Annotated in this window: 1 protein-coding gene; it reads left to right on the forward strand. The window is 62.4% G+C overall.

What is annotated here, in order from left to right:
* Positions 1-262, forward strand: a 262-nt coding sequence (locus CK240_RS18005; RefSeq protein ID WP_205957944.1) for a hypothetical protein, incomplete at its 5' end; no start/stop codon positions are given.
* Positions 263-526: the final 264 nt, after the last annotated feature.

Here is a 526-nt window from a genome sequence, read left to right on the forward strand (position 1 = left end):
GCAAGCTATGCTCGAGGCGCACCTAGAAACCCAAGAGGAACCACGCATGTCAACCCAATCCGAAGACTATCAGAACCTCGAAAAGCTCGAGCGGCAACTGGTCGAAGAACGCCGCTTTGAGGTCGCTAGATTGGCACGAAACGACATGAGTCTAATGGATGCCGGTCAACGGGTCATTGAGTTGAACGCCATGCTCGAGGCGGTCAGGGCCGCGAAGAAAGAGGAATACGAAATCCAAGGCATTTCTGGGATGATGGGTTAGTCCCGGCAAATGGATGGGGCCGGTGCAACATCCCGCTGCGACCGGCCCCTGCCCAGACGCGGGCGATGCGCTTACACGCGCTGCGGATGGCCCCGGTTCGCGCCGTGCCAGCCTGCGCCGCGCCGGTATGAAGGAACCCGGCCGCGCCGTGACGGGGTTGAGGCTCCCAAGGGCCGGGCACTCACCGTCTAATCCCAGATGCTTCGCGGCTGAACAAACCCGCAGGGCGCATCCCGGCCCTATTTCAGCAGCCGCGCGTCGGCC

The sequence above is a fragment of the Paracoccus salipaludis genome, from assembly GCF_002287065.1.
Classification (GTDB): Bacteria; Pseudomonadota; Alphaproteobacteria; order Rhodobacterales; family Rhodobacteraceae; genus Paracoccus; species Paracoccus salipaludis.